Here is an 18739-nt window from a genome sequence, read left to right on the forward strand (position 1 = left end):
CTCATCTCAGCCCGAAAGCCTCGCGGGCGCGGGTTTCGATGGCCGCCCAATCGCCGGCGGCGACATCGGCATCCGGCGCGATCCAGCTGCCGCCGACGCAGACCACGTTCGGCAGCGCCAGGTAGTCCGGGGCGTTCTGCGGGGTCACGCCGCCGGTCGGGCAGAAGCTGACCTGCGGCAGCGGCCCGGCCAGGGATTTCAGCGATTTCGCCCCGCCCGCCGCCTCGGCCGGGAAGAATTTCAGCATGGAATAGCCCAGTTCCATCGCCCGCATCACCTCGGAGGCGGTGACGGCGCCGGGCAGCAGCGGCAGGCCGATCTCCTCGCAGGCCCGGGCCAGCCGCTCGGTCAGGCCGGGCGAGACGGCGAAGCTGGCCCCGGCATCCTTGGCGCGCCTTGCGTCCTCGGGGGTCAGCACCGTGCCGGCGCCGACATGGCCGCCCTGGACCTTGGCCATTTCGCGGATGACGTCGAGCGCGGCGGGGGTGCGCAGGGTCACCTCGAGCACCGGCAGGCCGCCGGCCACCAGGGCCGTGGCCAGCCCCTCGGCGCGGCCGGCATCGCCCACGACCAGGACCGGGATCACCGGGGCGAGTTCGCAAAGCGCGCGGGTGTTCTGGGACTGGGTCTCGGGGGTCATGGCGGGCCTCGTTCTTGCGGAAACTGCCGGCAGGTTGCGCTTTTCCGCGCGGTTGCGCAAGGGCTCGTGTTAGCGTTAACTGCCGTCCTGGTCGGCGGCTTTGCCGGGGAAGGGGGCTGTCCGCCCCCTCTTGCGGCTGGCGCCGCAATTCACCCCCGAGGATATTTCGGCAAGAAAGAAACCCTCAGCCGCCGAAACTGCTGCGCCCGCCCGAGCGTGCGGTGGCCGAGGCGCCGAAGCCGCCGCGCTGGCTGACCTGGGCCGCGCTCATCGGCGGCTTGCCGATGGTCGAGGGCGCGCGCTGGAAGGTCGTGGCCGGCACCTTGCCGGCGCCGCGGTTGCTGGCGAAGCTCTGGTCGCCCTTGGGGGTCGAATAGCGCCCGTCGGCGGTGTTCACCATCGGCTGCGAGGAGATGCCGCCGCCGCGCGACAGCATCGAGCCCATCATGTAGCCGACCAGCAGCGGCATGAAGGAAAAGCCGCCGCCGGAATTCTGCGCCTCCTGCGTCTGCGTTGGGTCGCCGCCGCAATTGCCGGCGCCATGCTCCTGCTCGCACAGTTCCTTCGATTCGTAGCGCGGCGCGGTTTCCAGGAATTCCTGCCGGGCGGCGGCGAAGTTCTGGCGGCAGTCCTCCTCGGTGAACCACAGGGTTTCCTGCTTGCTGGCGGCGATGCAGCTTTCCAGGTCGGGAAAGCTTTGCGCGTCCATGCGGTCGTCCTCGCAGCCGGCCAGCGCCAGGGTGGCGGTTCCGGCCAGCACCAGCGCGACATGGCGGCCGCGCTTGCGAAGGCTGTGGCTGCGGGCGGGGCGGGGGACGGGGTTGGAACGGGAAAATGCGTCGGTCATGGATCAGCCCTCGATGAAATGCGGCTTGAAGCGCGACAGGTTGTGGGTGATGCGCGAGCGATCCTCGCGCAGGCCGAGGCCGCAGCAGTTTTCGCCGACGATCCAGGCGCCGAGCACCGGGTGGAAGCCGCCGAAATCCGGCAGGGGCGCCAGGCCCTGCAGGATCATCGGGTGGTGCGAATAGCTGTCGTCGCCGGTGCGCGCCGTTTCGCGGCCCTGTTCGTGGATGACGACCCCCGCGCCCTCGCGCGAGAAGATCGGCTTGGTCACATGGCCGCGCGCCAGCGCGTCGCGCGCCGCCTCGAAGGCCTGGGCCACGGCGGGGGCGGGGCTGCCGCCGGACAGCGCGTCCTGCACATCCGCGAGGAAGAAGGCCGGCAGCAGGTTCGGATGGCCGGGGAACATCTGCCAGAGCAGCGGCAGGATGGCCTTGTTCGACAGGATCGCCTTCCAGGGCGGCTCGATGAAGCGGGTGCCCGAGCTTTGCAGATGCGCGGCGAAATCGTCGCGCAGCATGTCCTCCCAGGGGTAGAGCTTGAAGAGCGTGCCGATGACCCGGGATTGCTCGTCGGCGAACTGGCCCTCCTCGGTCAGGCCGATCTGCCGGAGCGCGGTGAAATGCGCGCCCAGGCCCGCCTCGCGCGCGGCCCAGGCCAGGGTCTCGACGGTGGCGTAATCCTCGGGGTTGTCGGGATCGGCGGCGAAATGCACCTCCTCGCCGTCGGCGCAGATCTGCGTCCAGCGCGCCACGATCGCCTCGTGGATGCTGTTGAACTGGTCGCAATCCTCGCCCAGCACCCCCGCCGCCTGTTGCTGTTCGAACCAGAGCCACTGGAAGCTGGCGGATTCGTAGAGCGAGGTCGGCGTGTCGGCATTGTATTCCAGTAGCTTCGCCGGGCCGCTGCCGTCATAGGCGAGGTCCATGCGGCCATAGAGTTCGGGTTCGCCGCGCGCCCAGCTCGATGCGATCAGGTCCCAGTGCTGGCGCGGGATGTCCAGCCGGGTCAGCCAGGCCTCGTCGCGGACGGCGCGGTCCACCGCCTCGCGGCACAGCGCATGCAGCTCGGTGGCGGGGGCCTCGATATCCTCCTCGATCTGGCGCAGGGTGAAGCGATAGGCGCTGGTCTCGTCCCAATAGGGCTCGCCGCCCATGTCGGCGAAGGTGAAGCCGAGCTCCTTGGCCTCGTCGCGCCAGCCGGGCCGTTCGGGAAGGGTGCGTTTTTCCATGGTCTCTCCTTCCGCCCGAGATAGGGCGGTGGGCCGGGCGGGCGCAACCCCGCATGGCGATTTTCGGGCGCGGTCCGCCGACGCGGGCCCGGCGGCCGGCGCGGCAAGGCGCCGCGAGGCGGGGCGGTTATCCGTCGCGGCCTCCGCCCGCGGCCGGACCCGGCCAGCGCCGGCCCGTCGGGACCGGAAGCGCGCCGGACGGCGGTGGCGGCGCGGCGCGGGAAAATCTCGGCACCGGCACGCGGGGCTTGCGGCAGGCCGGGCTTCGCGCCAATCTGCTACCATTCCAGCCCCGCGAGCGACGGGGCGCGACAACAGGGATGATCCATCATGCAGAACCGTTTCCCGCTTCGCGCGCTGCTTCTGGCTTCGGCCATGTCTCTGGGGGTGGCGGCGCCGGCCGCCTGGGCCGAGACCCCCGCCGACACGCTGGTCATCGCCCATCAGATCGACGACATCATCAGCCTCGATCCCGGGCAGAGCTTCGAATTCTCGGGGCAGGACGTGGTTCACAGCCTCTATGACCGGCTGGTCGATTTCGACCCGCTGGACCTGAATGCCGGCATCAAGCCCAGCCTCGCGGAAAGCTGGGAGGTCAGCGAGGACGGCAAGACCATCACCCTGACCATGCGCGAGGGGGTGAAGTTCCATTCCGGCAACCCGGTGCGGGCCGAGGACGCCGCCTGGTCGCTGCAGCGCGCCGTCAAGCTGAACAAGTCGCCGGCCTTCATCCTGAACCAGTTCGGCTTCACCGCCGAGAACGTGGACGAGCGCGTGACCTTCGACGGCAACAGGCTGATCCTGCAGCTGGACCAGCCCTATGCGCAAAGCTTCGTGCTGAACTGCCTGGCCTCCGAGGTCGGCTCGGTCATCGACAAGGAAACCGCGATGAGCCATGCCGAGGGCGAGGATTTCGGCAATGCCTGGCTGTCCACCAACGGCGCGGGGTCGGGGCCCTACACCCTGACCGCCTGGCGGCCGAACGAGGCGGTGCAGCTGGCCGCCAACGAGGAATACTGGCAGGGCGCGCCGGTGATGAAGCGAGTGATCGTGCGCCATGTGCAGGAGAGCAGCGCCCAGCGGCTGCTGCTGGAACAGGGCGATATCGACGTGGCCCGCAACCTGACCCCGACGGATGTCGATGGCATCGCCGGCAACGACAGGCTGAAGGTCGCGGACGAGCTGCGCGGCCGCATCCTCTACATGGGGCTGAGCCAGAAGGATCCGCTGCTGTCCCGGCCCGAGATGGTCGAGGCGATGAAATACCTGATCGACTACGCGGGCATGGAGTCGAGTTTCCTCAAGGGCCAGTGGAAGGTGCACCAGAACTTCCTGCCCGAGGGCTATCTGGGCGCCTCGGACGAGAACCCCTGGACCCATGACATCGAGAAGGCCCGCCAGATCCTGACCGATGCCAGCATCACCTCGGGCACGGTCAAGACCATCGTGCGCGACATCCGCGAATATGTCGACGCGGCCCAGACCCTGCAGGCGGCCATGGCGCAGGTCGGCCTGACGCTGGAGATCCAGCAGATGACCGGGGCGCAGGTGCTCGACGCCTATCGCGCCCGGCAGGTGCCGATCTTCATCGGCGAATGGGGCCCGGATTACGCCGACCCGAACACCAATGCCTCGACCTTCGCCCATAATCCCAACAATGCCGACGATGCCGGCCTGTCGCAGCTGGCCTGGCGCAACAGCTGGGCGGTGCCCGAGGAGATGAATCGCGCCGTCGAGGCCGCCACGCTGGAGGGCGACACCGACAAGCGCGTGCAGATGTATCTGGACATCCAGAGCCAGTATCGAGAGATCGCACCGATCATCCCGATGTTCCAGAAGATCGAGCAGGTGGCGATGCAGCAGAACGTGCAGAACTGGACCTCGGGCGGTTCGGTCACCTCGGTCAACTATCGGCAGGTGACGAAGGAATAAGTCGTGGTCCATCCCGACCTGACCGGTCCGCCGGGACAGGGCGCGCCGCCCCCGGCGGGCGGCGCAACCCCCGGCCCGGGCGCGCGGCTGCGGCGCCGGGCGCGAAGCCTGGGCGGCATCCTGCTGTCGCTGGCGCTGACGCTGCTCGGCCTGTTGCTGGTCACCTTCGTCATCGGCCGGGTCATGCCGATCGACCCGGTGCTGAAGGTGGTGGGCGAGCGCGCGACACAGGCGCAATATGACGCGGCCTTCCAGGCCATGGGACTGGACAAGCCGATCTGGCAGCAGTTCCTGCGCTACATGGCCGAGGTGCTGCAGGGCGATTTCGGCCGCTCGATCTCGACCGGGCATCCGGTGGCGCAGGACCTGCGGCGGGTGTTCCCGGCGACGGTCGAGTTGGCGACGCTGGGCACGCTGATCGGCGTCTGCGTGGGCGTGCCCTTGGGCGTGGTCGCCGCGGCGCGCCGGGGCGGCTGGATCGACCAGATCGCCCGCGTGGTGGCGCTAGTGGGCTATTCCATGCCGATCTTCTGGCTGGGGCTGATGGGGCTTCTGCTGTTCTACGGCATCCTCGGCTGGGTCGGCGGGCCGGGCCGGCAGGGCATCATATACGACGGCATGGTGCCGACGGTCACCGGGCTGATCCTGGTCGACAGCCTAGTCGCCGGCGACTGGGCCGCCTTCCGCGACGCCTTCAGCCATATCGTGCTGCCGGCCAGTCTGCTCGGCTATTTCAGCCTCGCCTATATCAGCCGCATGACGCGCAGCTTCATGCTGGAGCAGCTTTCGGCGGAATATGTCGTCACCGCCCGCGTCAAGGGCCTGTCCGAGCGGCGGGTGGTCTGGGGCCATGCCTTCCGCAACATCCTTGTGCCGCTGATCACGGTGATCGCGCTCAGCTTCGGCTCGCTTCTGGAAGGGTCGGTGCTGACCGAGATCGTGTTCTCCTGGCCCGGCATCGGCCAATACATCACCAAGGCGCTGCTGGCCGGCGACATGAACGCGGTGCTGGGCGGCACGGTGGTGGTCGGCACCTGCTTCGTGGCGCTGAACCTGCTGTCCGACATCCTCTACCGCCTGCTGGACCCGAGGGCGACATGACCGAGACGACCCGCGCATGGCTTCTGTCCGACGCGCCGCAGACCCGGCGGCAGGCGCGTCTGGGGGCGATCTACCAGGGCTGGCTGACCTTTCGCGCCAACCGGCTGGCCATGGTCGGGCTGGCGATCCTGGTCCTGCTGGTGCTGGTCGCCGCCTTCGCGCCCTGGATCGCGCCGCAGAATCCCTATGCCCAGAACCTGGCCGAGCGGCTGAAGCCGCCTTCGGCGCAGCACTGGCTGGGCACGGACGCGCTGGGGCGGGACATCCTGTCGCGGCTGATCCACGGCTCGCGCGTGACGCTGTTCATCGTCGGCACGGTGGCGCTGATCGCGCCGGTGATCGGGCTTTTCGTCGGCACGGTGGCGGGTTTCGCCGGCGGCTGGGTCGATCAGGTGCTGATGCGCATCACCGACATCTTCCTGGCCTTTCCCAAGCTGATCCTGGCGCTGGCCTTCGTCGCGGCGCTCGGCCCCGGCATCGGCAACGCGGTGCTGGCCTTGGCGATCACCTCATGGCCGCCCTATGCGCGCCTGGCGCGGGCCGAGACGCTGACCATCCGCAATACCGACTATATCGCCGCCGCCCGGCTGCAGGGCGCAGGGCCGCTGCGGCTGCTGATCGGCCATGTCTGGCCGCTCTGCGTCAGCTCGCTGATCGTACGGGTGGCGCTGGACATGGCGGGGATCATCCTCTCCGCCGCCGGGCTAGGCTTCCTCGGCCTCGGCGCGCAGCCGCCGATGCCGGAATGGGGCGCGATGATCTCGGACGGGCGCACCTATATCCTGGACTTCTGGTGGGTCGCGGCCATGCCCGGCATGGCGATCTTCGTCGTCAGCCTGGCCTTCAACCTGCTCGGCGACGGCTTGCGCGACGTGCTGGACCCCAAGGGGGGCCGGGAATGACCCCGCTGCTTTCCGTCCGGGACCTGCGCGTCAGCTTCCCGACCCGCTCGGGCCGTTTCGAGGCGGTGCGCGGCGTCAGCTTCGACCTTGGCCGCGAAAGGCTGGGCGTGGTCGGCGAAAGCGGCTCGGGCAAGTCGATGACCGGCCGCGCCATCCTCGGCTTGGTGCGCCCGCCGGGCACGGTCGCGGCCGGGCGCATGGAGCTTGGCGGCCAATCGATCCTGAACCTGCCCGAGCGGCGCATGCGCCGGTTGCGCGGCGCGCGCATCAGCATGGTGATGCAGGACCCCAAGTTCAGCCTGAACCCGGTGATGACCGTGGGCCGGCAGATCATGGAGGGCTACCGGCTGCATAGCGGCGAAAGCCGCGCCGCGGCCCGCGACAAGGCGCTGGAAATGCTGCGCGCCGTGCAGATCCGCGATCCCGAGCGAGTCTTTCACGCCTATCCGCACGAGGTCTCGGGCGGCATGGGCCAGCGCATCATGATCGCGATGATGCTGGCCCCGGACCCCGAGATCCTGATCGCGGACGAGCCGACCTCGGCGCTGGACGTCTCGGTCAGGAACGAGGTGCTGCGCATCCTGGACCGGCTGGTCTCTGCCCGCGGCATGGGGCTGATCTTCATCAGCCACGACCTGAACCTGGTGGCGCAGTTCTGCGACCGCGTCCTCATCATGTATGCGGGCCGCGTGGTCGAGGAACTGCCCGCCCGCGACCTGCATGCCGCGAAACACCCCTATACCCAGGGCCTCCTGAACAGCCTGCCGCGGCTTGACCGGCCGGTGGACCGGCTCGCGGTCCTGCAAAGGCAACAGGACTGGCGCGACGCCCCGCCGGCGGGAGCCCCGTGATGGCCCTTCACCGTTTTCCAAATACTCATCCGCACCGGTGCCGCCCATGCTGACGGTCGAGAATCTGGACGTCTGGTTCGGCCATGCGCCCGAGCGCGTCGATGCGGTCCGATCCGCCAGCTTTACCGTCGCGCGGGGCGAAAGCTTCGGCCTCGTCGGCGAAAGCGGCTCGGGCAAGTCGACCATCCTGCGCGCCGTCGCCGGGCTGATCGACAGCTGGTCCGGCCGCATCGAGGTGGCGGGAGAGGTCATCGCCGGCCGCCGCCGCTCGCGCGGCTTCCACAAGACGGTGCAGATGGTGTTCCAGGATCCCTATGCCAGCCTGCATCCGCGCCATTCCGTGGACCGGGTCCTGTCGGAAACCCTGCGCCTGCAGGGCATGGACGGCATCGACCGGCGCATCGCCCGGCTTCTGGACCAGGTCGGGCTGGGGCAGGGCTTTCGCTTCCGCTATCCGCATCAGCTTTCCGGCGGCCAGCGCCAGCGCGTCGCGATCGCCCGGGCGCTGGCGGCGGAGCCGCAGCTTCTGCTGCTGGACGAGCCGACCTCGGCGCTGGATGTCAGCGTGCAGGCCGAGATCCTGAACCTGCTCTGCGATATCCGGGCCGAACGCGGGCTGACCTATGTGATGGTCAGCCACGACCTGGCGGTGGTGGCGCATATGTGCGACCGGCTGGCGGTGATGCGCGAAGGCCGGATCGTCGAAGAGATGGATGCCGCCGCCCTGCGCGCCCAGCGGGCGCAGGGCGATTACGCCCGGGCGCTGATCGCCGCCAGCACCGGCTACAGCCGCGACGCCTAGACCGCCACCCCGACCAGCTTGCCGATCCCGGCGGTGACCGCCAGCGCCACGATGCCGCCCAGGATCACCCGCAGCACCGCCCGGCCGGGCGGTGCGCCGCCGGCCCAGGCCCCCAGCGCGCCCAGCACCCCCAGCGCCGCCACCACGGCGACCAGCACGCTGGCGATGACCGCGCCGCCCGGCGCCAGGATCGCCGCCAGCAGCGGCACCGCCGCCGCGATGCTGAAGGTCGCGGCCGAGGCCAGCGCCGCCTGCAGCGGATTGGCGTTCGAGGCCTCGCTGAGCCCCAGCTCGTCGCGCACATGCGCAGCCAGCCCGTCATGCTCGGTCACCTCGCGCGCGGCCTGCAGGGCGGTGCCGGGCGTCATGCCCCGCGATTCGTAGATCGCGGCCAACTCGTGCAGCTCTTCCTCGGGCATCTCGCGCAGGGCTGCATGCTCGCGGGCGATATCGGCGCGCTCGGTATCCGATTGCGAGCTGACCGAGACATATTCGCCCATGGCCATGGACATCGCCCCGGCGACCAGCCCGGCCAGCCCGGCGATCAGGATCGCCTCGGGCCCCGGATCGGCCGCCGCCACCCCGACGATCAGCGCCCCCACCGAGACGATGCCGTCATTCGCCCCCAGCACCGAGGCGCGCAGCCAGCCCATGCGGCTGACGTAATGCGGATCGTCGGGATGGGCGCTCGGCTGGGTCATCGGGGTCCTCGGCTATTGCTGTTTCGGGCCAGCTTAACGGCCCGGACCGCATTTGCCAGCCTTGCGTCCCGCGACCGGCGCCGTCACGCTGGCGGCGGACGAATCCCGCCGAAAAGGAGGCAAGAATGCAGCACGGCCCGACCCTGCCGCCCGCGCGGAACCTGATCGGCGGCGCCTGGCTGCCGGCCGCCTCGGGACGCGAGATGCCGATGATCTCGCCCATCGACGGCCGGCCCTTCGCCACCATCGCCGATTCCGGGCCGGAGGATGTCGACGTCGCGATCCGCGCCGCCCGCGCCGCCTTCGAGGGCGATTGGGGCCGGCTGACCGCCGCCGAGCGCGGCCGGCTGATGCTGCGCCTGGCCCTGCGCATCGAGGCCGAGGCCGAGGCGCTTGCCCGGCTGGAAACCCACGACAACGGCAAGCCCGTCGCCCAGTCCCGCGCCGACATGGCGGCGCTGGCGCGCTATTTCGAATATTACGGCGGTGCGGCGGACAAGCTGCATGGTGAGGTGATCCCGTTCCTGAACGGCTATGACGTGACGGCGCTGCGCGAGCCGCATGGCGTCACCGGTCATATCATCCCCTGGAACTATCCGGTGCAGATCTTCGGCCGCTCGGTCGGGGCGGCGCTGGCCATGGGCAACGCGACGGTGACCAAGCCGGCCGAGGATGCCTGCCTGACCATCCTGCGCATCGGCGAATTGGCGGCCGAAACCGGCTTTCCGCCCGGCGCCATCAACATCGTCACCGGGCGCGGCGCGGTGGCGGGCCAGGCGCTGGCCGAGCATCCCGGCGTCGATTTCATCAGCTTCACCGGGTCGCCCGAGGCCGGGCAGGCCATCCAGATCGCGGCGGCGCGCAACCACATTCCCTGCACGCTGGAACTGGGCGGCAAGTCGCCGCAGATCGTCTTCGAGGATGCCGATCTTGAGGCCGCGGCCCCGGTCATCGTCAATGCCATCGTGCAGAACGGCGGCCAGACCTGCTCGGCCGGCTCGCGCGTGCTGATCCAGCGCGGCATCTGGGACCGGCTGATGGCGATGCTGGCCGAACGCTTCGCCGCGGTCGTGGCCGGGCCGGCCGAGGGCGCGCTGCTGGGCCCGCTGATCTCGGCCCGGCAGAAGGCGCGGGTCGAACGTTACATCGCCGAGGCCGCAGCCCCGCTGATCGCGCGCGGTGCCGTGGCCGCGGATGCGCCGGCGGCGGGCTTCTATGTCGCGCCGGCGCTGTTCGGGCCGGTCGATCCCCAAAGCCCGCTGGCGCAGGAAGAGATCTTCGGCCCGGTGCTGGCCGCCATCCCCTTCGACACCGAGGCCGAGGCGGTGGCCATCGCCAACGGCACCGAATACGGGCTGGTCGCCGGCATCTGGACGCGCGACGGCGACCGGCAGGCGCGCATGGCCCGCGCCATGCGCTGCGGGCAGGTCTTCATCAACGGCTACGGCGCCGGCGGCGGGATCGAACTGCCCTTCGGCGGGGTGCGCAAATCCGGCCATGGGCGCGAAAAGGGCTTCGTCGCGCTTTACGAATTCTCGCGGCTGAAAACCGTCGTTCATCGTTTCGCATAAAAGGGGGAGAAAATATGCGGCTTCAGGGCAAGACGGCATTGGTGACCGGCGGCGGTTCGGGCTTCGGGCGCGGCATTGCCGAGCGTTTCGCGCGCGAGGGCGCGCGGGTGGCGGTGCTGGACATCAACGCCGACACCGCCGGGGCGGTGGCCTCGGGCATCGAGGGCCTCGCCATCCCCTGCGACGTGAGCCGGGGCGATCAGGTCCGGGCGGCGGTGGAGAAGGCGCGCGAGAGCTTCGGCAGCCTCGACATCGTGGTGAACAATGCCGGCTGGACCACGCCGAACGGCCCGCTGCTCGACACGGACGAGGCGGCGTTCCGCAAGATCTACGACATCAACGTGCTGTCGATCTTTCACATGACCCATGCCGTGCTGCCGCATTGGCGCGCGCGCGGGCAGGGGGTGATGATCAATGTCAGCTCGACCGCCGGCATAAGGCCGCGTCCGGGGCTGAGCTGGTATAACTCCTCGAAAGGCGCGGTGAACACCCTGACCCGCAGCCTGGCGGCGGAACTGGCGCCCGAGGGCATCCGGGTGAACGCCATCGCCCCGGTGATGGGCGAGACCGGGATGCTGGAGCGGTTCATGGGCTGCGAGGACACGCCCGAGAACCGCGCCCGCTTCCTTGCCACCATCCCGCTGGGCCGGCTGTCGACGCCGCGCGACATCGCCAACGCGGCGCTTTACCTGGCCTCGGACGAGGCCGATTTCATCACCGGCGTCATCCTCGAGGTCGATGGCGGGCGGACGGTCTAGCCCGCTGCCTGCGCGCGCCGCGTGGCGATGCTGCGCCACAGGAAGGCCAGCACGAACAGCGCCGTCAGCACCAGCACGACGGTCGGTGCAGGCGCGCTGTTCAGCCAGAAGCTGGCCCAGACCCCGCTGACCGCCGCGAAGGCCGCGACGCCGACCCCGGTGGCCAGCATGGGCGGCAGCCGCCGCGTGACCAGGAAGGCCACCGCCCCCGGCGCGATCAGCAGCGCCACCGCCAGGATGATGCCGACCGCGCTGAGCATGGCGACGACGGTGGCCGAGATCATGGCAAGCAGGCCGTAATTCAGCACGGCCAGCGCCAGCCCCGAGACCCGCGCCTGCACCGGGTCGAAGGCCAGAAGCGCGAAGTCCCGCCATTTCAGCACCAGCGCCAGCCCGACCACGGCCGAGATGCCGCCGGCCAGCCGCAGGTCTTCGGGGCCGACGCCCAGCATGTTGCCGAACAGGATGTGATCCAGGTGCAGGTCGGTCCGGATGGCGGTGTAAAGCACCACCCCCAGCCCGAACATGCCCGACATGACCACGCCCAGCACCGTGTCGGCCTTGACCCGGCTGTTGCCCTGCAGCCAGCCCGACAGCATGGCGCAGCCCAGCCCGGCCAGGAAGGCGCCAAGGATCAGCGGCAGGCCGGCGACATGGGCCAGCACCACGCCCGGCAGCACCGCATGGCTGACGGCATCGCCCATCAGCGACCAGCCCTTGAGCACCAGGAAGCAGGACAGAAGCCCGGCGGGCAGGGCGATCATCAGCCCGATCAGCGCCGCGTCGCGCATGAAGGGAAAGGAAAACGGCAGCAGCAGCCAGTCCATCATGCGGCCTCCTCCAGCGCCGCGCGGGCCCGGCGGCGGGCGGCGAGCAGGCCATGCTTGGGCGCCAGCAGGAAGACGGCCAGGAAGATCAGCGTCTGCAGGCAGACGATCACCCCGCCGGTCGCGCCGTCGAGGAAGAACGAGACATAGGCCCCCAGCGCCGAGGTGGTCGAGCCGATGGCCACCGAGATCAGGATCAGCCGCGGAAAGCGGTCGGTCAGCAGATAGGCGGTCGCGCCCGGCGTCACCACCAGCGCCACGACCAGGAAGGCGCCGACGGTCTGCATTGCCGCCACCGTGCAGGCCGAAAGCAGGGTGAAGAACAGCACCTTCAGCGCCTGTGGGTTCAGCCCGACGGTGCGGGCATGGCTCTCGTCGAAGAACACCACCATCAGGTCGCGCCATTTCGCCGCCAGGATCAGCAGCGAAAGGCCGCCGATCAGCGCCAGCTGCAGCGTATCGCCGGGGGTGATCGCCAGGATGTTGCCCATGGTGATGGTCTGCACGCTGACCGCCATCGGATTGAGCGAGACCATGAACAGCCCCAGCCCGAAGAAGCCGGTGAAGATCAGCCCGATGATCGCGTCCTCGCGCAATCCGCTGCGCTTGTTCAGGAACAGCATGGTCAGCGCGGCAAGCCCGCCCGACAGGAACGCCCCCAGCGCGAAGGGCAGGCCCAGCATGTAGGCCCCGGCGACGCCCGGCACGATGGAATGCGACAGCGCGTCGCCGATCAGCGACCAGCCCTTGAGCATCAGATAGGCCGAGAGGAAGGCGCAGACCCCGCCGACCAGGGCCGAGACCCAGATCGCATTGGTCATGTAGCCGTATTCGAAGGGCACCAGCAGCGTGCGGATCATTTCGAGGCCGCCTCTTCCTCGCGCGCGCTGCGCTGCCTGTCGTCGTAGAAGACCAGCGGCCGCTCGTCGTCCGACAGCACGGTCAGCGCGCGCGGATCGTCGTCGTCATGCAGGCGCCGCCCGCCCAGCACGAAATGCCGCAGCACGCCGCCGAAGGCCAGGCGCAGGTTGTCGGGGGTAAAGACCTCGGCCGTCGGCCCATGGGCCAGCACGGTGTTCTTCACCAGAACCACCCGGTCGCAATATTCCGGCACCGAGCCGAGGTCGTGGGTCGAGACCAGCATGACCCGCCCCTCCTCCCGCATCTGCTGCAACAGCGCGATGATGGCGGATTCGGTCTTGACGTCCACGCCGGTGAAGGGCTCGTCCAGCAGGATGACCCGGGCGCCCTGCGCCAAGGCCCGGGCCAGGAAGACGCGCTTCTTCTGCCCGCCCGAAAGCTCGCCGATCTGGCGGTGGCGGAAATCCTGCATGTTCACGCGCGCCAGCGCCTCGTCCACGGCGCGGCGGTCCTCGGGCCGCGCGCGGCGCAGGAAGCCCATATGGCCGTAGCGGCCCATCATCACCACGTCCTCAACCAGCACCGGGAAGGTCCAGTCCACCTCCTCGGCCTGCGGGACATAGGCGATCAGGTTCCGGCGCAGCGCCTGCGGCACGGTCAGGCCCAGCACCCGCACCTTGCCGGCGGCGGCCGGCACAAAGCCCATCAGCGCCTTGAACAGCGTGGATTTCCCCGAGCCGTTCACCCCCACCAGCGCCGTGACCGAGGCTTGCGGCACCGAAAAGCTGGCATCGCGCAAGGCGGTGAAGCCGTTGCGATAGGCCACCGTCAGGTTGGATACCGCGATGCCGGGGGCGTCATCCATCGGACAGCCCCTTGACGATGGTCTCGGACGTCACGCGCAGCAGGTCCAGATAGGTCGGCACCGGCCCGTCCGGATCGGACAGGCTGTCGACGTAAAGCACCCCGCCATAGCGCGCCCCGGTCTCGGCGGCGATCTGCCGGGCCGGGCGGTCCGAGACGGTGCTTTCCGAGAACACCACCGGGATCCGGTGCTGCTTGATCGCATCGACGACGCGGCGCACCTGCTGGGGTGTGCCCTGGGCATCGGCGTTGATCGGCCACAGGAACAGCTCGTTCAGGTGGAAATCGCGCGCAAGGTAAGAGAAGGCGCCCTCCGATGTCACCAGCCAGCGCCGCTCCTCGGGCAGGGCGCGGGCGGCGTCGCGCAGCGGACCGATGGTGCGCGCGATCTCGCCCTTGTAGCGGCCGGCGTTGGCGCGATAGCTGCCCTCGCCCTCGGGATCGACCTGGGACAGGGCGGCGGCGATGTTGTCCACATAGACCAGCGCCGTATCCAGCGCCATCCAGGCATGCGGGTTGGGCTTGCCGTCGTATTGCCCGCCCGAGATCGGCATCGGCTCGATCCCCTCGGTCAGCGTGGCCGAGGGCAGGTCGCCCAGGTTGCGCAGGAACTGCTCGAACCACAGCTCGAGGTTCAGCCCGTTGCGCAGGATCAGGCGGGCGTCGCGGGCGCCGATCAGGTCGCTGGGCGTCGGTTCGTAATTGTGGATCTCGGCCCCCGGCTTGGTGATCGAGACCACCTCGGCCCGGTCGCCCGCCACGTTGCGCGCCATGTCGGCGATGATGGTGAAGGTGGTCGCCACCTTGAGCCGGCCTGCCTGCGCCAGCGCCGGGGCGGGAAGGATGGCGGGGGCGGCAAGCCCGGCAAGGGCCGTGGTCAGGAATGTTCTGCGTTTCATGATCCGATTCTTCTGCTCTGGGCCTCGTTCTGCCGCTGTTATCTGCGAATGATTCTCAACTGTCAAGCCAGTTGCAATTTCTTCGCATCTGGGCCAGAAAACCGCATGGAGATCGAGACCCGTGCCCAAGCCTTCGAGGACGCGCTGCGCCGTGCCGGCGTGCGCATCACCCGTCAGCGCGCCGCGCTGCTGCGGGTGCTGGCGGCGGCCGAGGATCATCCCGACGCGACGCAGCTGCATCAGCGGGCGACGGCCGCCGGGGCTGGGGTGTCGCTGGCGACGGTCTATCGCACGCTTTCCGCGCTTGAGGCGCAGGGCGTGATCCAGAAGCTGGAATTCGAGGGCGAGCCGGCGCGGTTCGAGCCCGCCGACGGCACCCATCACGACCACATGATCGACGTCGAGACCGGCGAGGTGATGGAATTCGTCAACGAGCGCATCGAGCGGCTGCAGGCCGAGATCGCCGCCGAGATGGGCTACGAGATCGTCCGCCACCGGCTGGAGCTTTACGTCCGGCGCCGCCGATGAGCCTGACGGTCTTCGACAAGATCATCTCGGATCGTGGCTCGCGCTATGCGGTGTCGGGCGGGCCGGCGCGGACCCGGGCCGAGGCCGAGGCGCTGCTGGCCGAGCTGAAGCGCAACAAGCGTTTCGCCAAGGCCACGCATAACAGCTGGGCCGCGATCCTGTCGGGCGAGGCGCTGCGCGACGACGACGGCGAAAGCGGCGCCGGCCAGATCATCCTGCAGATGCTGGAACGCGCCGGGCTGACCGACCATGTGGTGATCGTGACGCGCTGGTATGGCGGCAAGCATCTGGGCGGCGACCGCTTTCGCCACGTCGTCGATGCGGTGCGGCATTATCTGGCGCAAAGCGGGCGCTAGCCTTCGCGTCCGACCGCATGGGCCTGCAGCAGCTCCAGCGGCACGATCTCCAGCGTGCGGGCATGGGTGGCCTCCAGCACCACCTCGGGCGCGGCGAATTCCTGCGCCGCCTGCAGGAAGCGGGCCGCGCAAAGACACCAGCGGTCGCCCGGCTTCAGCCCCGGAAAGCGGAATTCGGGCCGCGGCGTGCTCAGGTCGTTGCCCAGGTATTTCGACAGCGCCAGGAACTCGGCGGTGACGATGACGCAGACCGTGTGCCGGCCGCGATCCTCGGGGCCGGTATTGCAGCAGCCGTCGCGGAAGAATCCGGTCAGCGGCGCGGTCGAGCAGGTCTCGAGCCTGCCGCCAAGAACGTTGAGCGCGGGGTCCATCACAGGGTCTCCTTCGGCTGCCAGCCGATCCAGCGGCCGTGGAAATCCGCCCGGCCGAGGCTCCATTCGCGCATCCCGCCGCCGCTCCAGAGTCGCAGGACCAGCGCCGCGCCCTCGCCGCCATCGGCCTCCATCGACAGATGCGCCAGCGGCCGGTCGGGACTTGCCCCGTCCCCGGCGGCCCGCAGCGCGGATTCGACGAGCGCCCGCGTGGGGGCGGGAAAATACTGCGCCGCCACGGTATGATAGACAAGCCTGCCATGCGCGCAAGGCTCGGCAAGCCGGGCCGCGAGCCATGCGCCGGCATCGCCGCGATCCACCCGCGGCGGATGCCGCCCGGCCAGCGCCAGCGCCGCCTGCATCCGCTCCAGCCGCGCCCGCTGATCCGCCCAGACATAGGCCAGCAGCCGCAGCCCGTCCCGCGCCGGGTCCAGCGGGTTCAGGTCCACGCCGCGGGCCGCGCCGATCGCCAGCGCCGCAGGGGGCGGGGCCGCGCCGCGCCATTGCGGGTTCAGCCAGACGGACTCCCCCTCGTCGGCCAGCAGGGACGGGGCGTATTCCTCTGCATCCCCAAGCCGGTATCGTGGAAAGTTCAGGTTGAGTCCCGCGCTGGCGCCCAGCTCCAGCAGGTCGAAGCGGCGCCCGGGCAGCAGGGCGCCGATAAACCAGCAGGCCGCGATCAGCGCCGCGGCCCGGGCGACCTCGTTGGTCTGCGGCGCATGCTCGACCCATTCGAGCATATGCGCTTCATCGTGATGAATTGCCTGTGAAATCCTGTCATGCAGCCGGTCATCGTCGGGTTCGGCATAGGCCTGGGCGAGTTCCGGGTCGCGTCCGGTCAGGACCAGCGCGTGCAGCGCCCCGCAAAGCCGCAGCGGCACCGAGTCGGCGCGGTGGCTGGCATCGCCGGGCCATGTCCGCACCCGGCGCGCCAGCGCCCCGTCATCCCCGGCCAGGATCAGCGCCAGCTGCTCGCAGACCCGCGCCGTCAGGGGAGAGCCGAGCGCGCGGCAGGCTTCGGCCTGCAGGGCGAATGCCGCGCGCCAGGCGGTCACCGGAACCGCTCGGTCAGCGCCCTCAGGCGGTCGGAAAGGCTGGGCGGCTCGGCGGCGGAATCGTTGGCGGGTTTCGCCGCGGGCTTGGCCGGCGACGCCTTGCCGGGCAGGTCCGGCCGCGTGCCGCTGTTGCGCGCCGGCGCCACCCGCGCCGCGACCGCGTTCATGAAGCGCGCATCCTCGCCGGCGGCCAGCGCCGCCGCCCCGTCCGAGATGCCGCGCAGCAGGTCGTCCAGCCCGGCCTGCTCGGCCTTGGCGAAATCCGACAGCACGTAGCCGGCGACGCGGTCCTTGTCGCCGGGATGGCCGATGCCGATGCGCAGCCGGCGATAGCCCTCGCCGATATGCTGGTGCAGCGAGCGCAGCCCGTTATGCCCGGCATGTCCGCCGCCGGTCTTGAGCCGCACCTTGCCCGGCGCGAGGTCCAGCTCGTCATGCAGCACGATCACGTCCTGGGGCGTGAGCTTCAGATAGCGCATCGCCTCGCCGACCGACTGGCCGGACAGGTTCATGAAGGTGCCGGGCTTGAGCAGGGCGACCCGCTCCTCGCCCAGCCGGCCCTCGCAAACCTCGCCCTGGAAGCGGCTGCGCCAGGGGGTGAAGCCGTGGTCCGAGGCGATGCGCTCCACCGCCATGAAGCCCACATTGTGCCGGTTGGCTGCGTATTTCGCGCCCGGATTGCCCAGGCCGACGATCAGTTTCATGCGTCTCTCCGTCGCTCGGGCGCCAGATTACCGGCCTGGCCGGAAAGGGGCAAATTTTATCGCTCTCTTGTCCTCGCGGCCCGGCGTTACTAAGACTCTGTCAACCTTTCGCGTCTAAGAGCGGTCCCAGGGGACAAGGCCCTTGGGACGAATCGCGAAACGGGCAGGCCAGGCAGGGACAAAAGCAAGGACAGACATGCACGATCCGGCAGAATTCTACATGAACACGCTCGTCCCCATGGTCGTCGAACAGACCAGCCGCGGCGAACGTGCCTATGACATCTTCTCGCGCCTGCTGAAGGAAAGGATCATCTTCCTGTCCGGCCCGGTGCATGACGGCATGGCGACGCTGATCTCGGCGCAGCTCCTGTTCCTCGAGGCGGAGAACCCGACCAAGGACATCAGCATGTATATCAACAGCCCCGGCGGCGTGGTGACCGCGGGCCTGTCGATCTATGACACGATGCAATACATCAAGCCGCGCGTCTCGACCCTGGTGGTCGGGCAGGCCGCCTCGATGGGCTCGCTGCTTCTGTGCGCCGGCCAGCCGGGGCATCGCTTCTCGCTTCCGAACAGCCGCATCATGGTGCACCAGCCCTCGGGCGGCTTCCAGGGCCAGGCCACCGACATCCTGATCCACGCGCGCGAGACCGAAAAGCTCAAGCGCCGCCTGAACGAGATCTATGTCGCCCATACCGGCCGCACCCTGGAGGAGGTCGAGGAGGCGCTGGAGCGCGACCGCTTCATGTCGCCCCAGGAAGCCAAGGACTGGGGTCTGATCGACGAGATCCTGACGGCGCGCGGCAAGGCCGAGCCGGACAAGTGATCACGGCTTCGGGAAGCTGCCGGGGCTGGCGTTTTGGGGATTGTGACGGGCCGGGGTGGCTCGTAACATGATGGCGACGCGGGACGTGGTCCGACCACGTCCGAAACAGGCGGTCG

Annotated in this window: 21 protein-coding genes; 10 read left to right on the forward strand and 11 right to left on the reverse strand. The window is 69.5% G+C overall.

Features of this window, described 5'->3' with window-relative positions:
* Window position 1: 1 nt before the first annotated feature.
* The 3 genes from eda to L632_RS0121305 form a co-directional block, all read right to left on the reverse strand.
* Complete coding sequence (gene eda, locus L632_RS0121295) at window positions 2–640, reverse strand: bifunctional 4-hydroxy-2-oxoglutarate aldolase/2-dehydro-3-deoxy-phosphogluconate aldolase (RefSeq protein WP_028711181.1); 639 nt, start codon at window positions 638–640, stop codon at window positions 2–4.
* A 184-nt stretch (window positions 641–824) separates the two neighbouring features.
* A complete protein-coding gene (locus L632_RS0121300; protein ID WP_051416108.1) occupies window positions 825–1487 on the reverse strand; it encodes a DUF1190 domain-containing protein in 663 nt (220 codons plus the stop codon).
* Between the two features lie 3 nt (window positions 1488–1490).
* Window positions 1491–2714, reverse strand: coding sequence for a glutathionylspermidine synthase family protein (locus L632_RS0121305; protein WP_028711179.1), 1224 nt, complete (start codon window positions 2712–2714; stop codon window positions 1491–1493).
* A gap of 330 nt (window positions 2715–3044) precedes the next feature.
* On the opposite strand from L632_RS0121305, the gene L632_RS0121310 reads away from it, so the two are divergent.
* From L632_RS0121310 to L632_RS0121330, 5 genes are all read left to right on the forward strand, one after another.
* Window positions 3045–4646 (forward strand): ABC transporter substrate-binding protein, encoded by a 1602-nt coding sequence (locus L632_RS0121310; RefSeq protein ID WP_051476520.1) that lies wholly within the window; start codon window positions 3045–3047, stop codon window positions 4644–4646.
* A 108-nt stretch (window positions 4647–4754) separates the two neighbouring features.
* A complete protein-coding gene (locus tag L632_RS0121315) occupies window positions 4755–5747 on the forward strand; it encodes an ABC transporter permease (protein ID WP_028711177.1) in 993 nt (330 codons plus the stop codon).
* Window positions 5744–6649, forward strand: coding sequence for a nickel transporter permease (nikC, locus tag L632_RS0121320; RefSeq protein ID WP_028711176.1), 906 nt, complete (start codon window positions 5744–5746; stop codon window positions 6647–6649). Before L632_RS0121315 ends, nikC begins: the two co-directional genes overlap by 4 nt.
* Entirely contained in the window at window positions 6646–7500 is an 855-nt protein-coding gene (locus L632_RS0121325; RefSeq protein ID WP_028711175.1) for an ABC transporter ATP-binding protein, read from the forward strand. Before nikC ends, L632_RS0121325 begins: the two co-directional genes overlap by 4 nt.
* Window positions 7501–7546: 46 nt before the next feature.
* Window positions 7547–8302: an ABC transporter ATP-binding protein gene (locus L632_RS0121330; RefSeq protein ID WP_028711174.1), complete on the forward strand. Its 756-nt coding sequence runs from the start codon at window positions 7547–7549 to the stop codon at window positions 8300–8302.
* On the opposite strand, the gene L632_RS0121335 is transcribed toward L632_RS0121330, so the two are convergent.
* A complete protein-coding gene (locus tag L632_RS0121335; protein ID WP_028711173.1) occupies window positions 8299–9003 on the reverse strand; it encodes a VIT family protein in 705 nt (234 codons plus the stop codon). The genes L632_RS0121330 and L632_RS0121335 overlap by 4 nt on opposite strands.
* A 125-nt stretch (window positions 9004–9128) precedes the next feature.
* Here L632_RS0121335 and L632_RS0121340 point away from each other — a divergent pair, with 125 nt between their 5' ends.
* Complete coding sequence (locus tag L632_RS0121340; RefSeq protein WP_028711172.1) at window positions 9129–10574, forward strand: aldehyde dehydrogenase family protein; 1446 nt, start codon at window positions 9129–9131, stop codon at window positions 10572–10574.
* Between the two features lie 14 nt (window positions 10575–10588).
* Entirely contained in the window at window positions 10589–11332 is a 744-nt protein-coding gene (locus L632_RS0121345; RefSeq protein ID WP_028717571.1) for an SDR family oxidoreductase, read from the forward strand.
* On the opposite strand, the gene L632_RS0121350 is transcribed toward L632_RS0121345, so the two are convergent.
* The 4 genes from L632_RS0121350 to L632_RS0121365 are packed head-to-tail and all read right to left on the reverse strand — an operon-like array spanning window position 11329 to window position 14783.
* Window positions 11329–12162 carry a metal ABC transporter permease gene (locus L632_RS0121350; protein WP_028717572.1) on the reverse strand — a complete coding sequence of 278 codons (834 nt, stop codon included), beginning with the start codon at window positions 12160–12162 and terminating at the stop codon, window positions 11329–11331. The genes L632_RS0121345 and L632_RS0121350 overlap by 4 nt on opposite strands.
* On the reverse strand, window positions 12159–13019 hold the full coding sequence (locus L632_RS0121355; RefSeq protein WP_028711169.1) for a metal ABC transporter permease: 861 nt from the start codon (window positions 13017–13019) through the stop codon (window positions 12159–12161). Before L632_RS0121355 ends, L632_RS0121350 begins: the two co-directional genes overlap by 4 nt.
* Entirely contained in the window at window positions 13016–13885 is an 870-nt protein-coding gene (locus L632_RS0121360) for a manganese/iron ABC transporter ATP-binding protein (RefSeq protein WP_028717573.1), read from the reverse strand. The genes L632_RS0121355 and L632_RS0121360 overlap by 4 nt, the downstream gene beginning before the upstream one ends.
* Window positions 13878–14783, reverse strand: coding sequence for a metal ABC transporter substrate-binding protein (locus tag L632_RS0121365; RefSeq protein ID WP_051416106.1), 906 nt, complete (start codon window positions 14781–14783; stop codon window positions 13878–13880). Before L632_RS0121365 ends, L632_RS0121360 begins: the two co-directional genes overlap by 8 nt.
* 105 nt (window positions 14784–14888) lie before the next feature.
* On the opposite strand from L632_RS0121365, the gene L632_RS0121370 reads away from it, so the two are divergent.
* Entirely contained in the window at window positions 14889–15311 is a 423-nt protein-coding gene (locus L632_RS0121370; protein ID WP_036699121.1) for a Fur family transcriptional regulator, read from the forward strand.
* Window positions 15308–15667: a YigZ family protein gene (locus L632_RS0121375; protein ID WP_198019299.1), complete on the forward strand. Its 360-nt coding sequence runs from the start codon at window positions 15308–15310 to the stop codon at window positions 15665–15667. Before L632_RS0121370 ends, L632_RS0121375 begins: the two co-directional genes overlap by 4 nt.
* Here L632_RS0121375 and L632_RS0121380 read toward each other — a convergent pair.
* From L632_RS0121380 to pth, 3 genes are read right to left on the reverse strand one after another with little or no spacing between them, the layout of a single operon-like run.
* The gene (locus L632_RS0121380; protein WP_156929395.1) at window positions 15664–16038 is read right to left on the reverse strand and encodes a DUF2237 family protein; all 375 of its coding nucleotides are present in this window, start codon (window positions 16036–16038) and stop codon (window positions 15664–15666) included. The genes L632_RS0121375 and L632_RS0121380 overlap by 4 nt on opposite strands.
* Window positions 16038–17093 carry a DUF2332 domain-containing protein gene (locus L632_RS0121385; protein ID WP_028711163.1) on the reverse strand — a complete coding sequence of 352 codons (1056 nt, stop codon included), beginning with the start codon at window positions 17091–17093 and terminating at the stop codon, window positions 16038–16040. The genes L632_RS0121380 and L632_RS0121385 overlap by 1 nt, the downstream gene beginning before the upstream one ends.
* Entirely contained in the window at window positions 17090–17797 is a 708-nt protein-coding gene (pth, locus tag L632_RS0121390; RefSeq protein ID WP_028717574.1) for an aminoacyl-tRNA hydrolase, read from the reverse strand. Before pth ends, L632_RS0121385 begins: the two co-directional genes overlap by 4 nt.
* 196 nt (window positions 17798–17993) lie before the next feature.
* Between pth and L632_RS0121395 the strand changes: the two genes are divergently transcribed.
* Window positions 17994–18623 (forward strand): ATP-dependent Clp protease proteolytic subunit, encoded by a 630-nt coding sequence (locus L632_RS0121395; RefSeq protein WP_028711161.1) that lies wholly within the window; start codon window positions 17994–17996, stop codon window positions 18621–18623.
* Window positions 18624–18739 lie beyond the last annotated feature (116 nt).

Origin of the sequence: Paracoccus sp. J39, assembly GCF_000518925.1 — a bacterium.
Classification (GTDB): Bacteria; Pseudomonadota; Alphaproteobacteria; order Rhodobacterales; family Rhodobacteraceae; genus Paracoccus.

Coding starts and splice junctions, on each gene's coding strand:
- L632_RS0121380 (WP_156929395.1), bottom strand. CDS start 16,038: ATGGACCCCGCGCTCAACGTTCTTGGCGGCAGGCTCGAGACCTGCTCG.
- L632_RS0121360 (WP_028717573.1), bottom strand. CDS start 13,885: ATGGATGACGCCCCCGGCATCGCGGTATCCAACCTGACGGTGGCCTAT.
- L632_RS0121310 (WP_051476520.1), top strand. CDS start 3,045: ATGCAGAACCGTTTCCCGCTTCGCGCGCTGCTTCTGGCTTCGGCCATG.
- L632_RS0121345 (WP_028717571.1), top strand. CDS start 10,589: ATGCGGCTTCAGGGCAAGACGGCATTGGTGACCGGCGGCGGTTCGGGC.
- eda (WP_028711181.1), bottom strand. CDS start 640: ATGACCCCCGAGACCCAGTCCCAGAACACCCGCGCGCTTTGCGAACTC.
- L632_RS0121340 (WP_028711172.1), top strand. CDS start 9,129: ATGCAGCACGGCCCGACCCTGCCGCCCGCGCGGAACCTGATCGGCGGC.
- L632_RS0121395 (WP_028711161.1), top strand. CDS start 17,994: ATGCACGATCCGGCAGAATTCTACATGAACACGCTCGTCCCCATGGTC.
- L632_RS0121350 (WP_028717572.1), bottom strand. CDS start 12,162: ATGATGGACTGGCTGCTGCTGCCGTTTTCCTTTCCCTTCATGCGCGAC.
- L632_RS0121365 (WP_051416106.1), bottom strand. CDS start 14,783: ATGAAACGCAGAACATTCCTGACCACGGCCCTTGCCGGGCTTGCCGCC.
- L632_RS0121335 (WP_028711173.1), bottom strand. CDS start 9,003: ATGACCCAGCCGAGCGCCCATCCCGACGATCCGCATTACGTCAGCCGC.
- L632_RS0121330 (WP_028711174.1), top strand. CDS start 7,547: ATGCTGACGGTCGAGAATCTGGACGTCTGGTTCGGCCATGCGCCCGAG.
- pth (WP_028717574.1), bottom strand. CDS start 17,797: ATGAAACTGATCGTCGGCCTGGGCAATCCGGGCGCGAAATACGCAGCC.
- L632_RS0121375 (WP_198019299.1), top strand. CDS start 15,308: ATGAGCCTGACGGTCTTCGACAAGATCATCTCGGATCGTGGCTCGCGC.
- L632_RS0121300 (WP_051416108.1), bottom strand. CDS start 1,487: ATGACCGACGCATTTTCCCGTTCCAACCCCGTCCCCCGCCCCGCCCGC.
- L632_RS0121370 (WP_036699121.1), top strand. CDS start 14,889: ATGGAGATCGAGACCCGTGCCCAAGCCTTCGAGGACGCGCTGCGCCGT.
- nikC (WP_028711176.1), top strand. CDS start 5,744: ATGACCGAGACGACCCGCGCATGGCTTCTGTCCGACGCGCCGCAGACC.
- L632_RS0121305 (WP_028711179.1), bottom strand. CDS start 2,714: ATGGAAAAACGCACCCTTCCCGAACGGCCCGGCTGGCGCGACGAGGCC.
- L632_RS0121325 (WP_028711175.1), top strand. CDS start 6,646: ATGACCCCGCTGCTTTCCGTCCGGGACCTGCGCGTCAGCTTCCCGACC.
- L632_RS0121355 (WP_028711169.1), bottom strand. CDS start 13,019: ATGATCCGCACGCTGCTGGTGCCCTTCGAATACGGCTACATGACCAAT.